This window comes from Agromyces mediolanus (genome assembly GCF_023715325.1).
GTDB classification, from domain to species: Bacteria; Actinomycetota; Actinomycetes; order Actinomycetales; family Microbacteriaceae; genus Agromyces; species Agromyces mediolanus_A.
Map to the genome: position 1 here is coordinate 1 of NZ_JAMBNX010000061.1, position 428 is coordinate 428.

At 65.7% G+C, this 428-nt stretch carries 1 protein-coding gene; it reads left to right on the forward strand.

Annotation, left to right across the window (positions count from 1 at the left end):
- Positions 1 to 263 (forward strand): hypothetical protein (locus M3147_RS19080; protein WP_251204971.1); only part of this gene is annotated, 263 nt, incomplete at its 5' end.
- Positions 264 to 428: the final 165 nt, after the last annotated feature.

Here is a 428-nt window from a genome sequence, read left to right on the forward strand (position 1 = left end):
CGCGCTGGGTTTTCCCGGAACACCTGTCGACGGAGGAGGAGCACGATGCGACAGGAGCCCATGCGATGGCGGAGCTTGCCCGGATCCTGGGCACGCGCCCCGCGGTGATCGTGGCGGCAGATGCCCCCGGTGCCCGCCATCCCCGTCCCGCCGCGTGGCGATTGCTACGGATGAGGCTGGCGCGCGATTACAAGCCGGTCAAGGAGGTCGCGATGTCCGAGTTCGGCGGGGTGCGCACGATCCGAATATTCGCGCGGCATTGACCGGTGGTTCGGCTCCCCGTCAGAAACCCTCTCCAAACCAGCGTTGCCTGAAAACATACTCTTCGAGCGAGGATCGCTCCCCCTTTGAGCGGCCCCGCGTATCCAGATGGAAGAGCGACAGAAGTACGAGCGTTTGCCGCAGCCCCGAGCTTCGCGTCCTTGGCT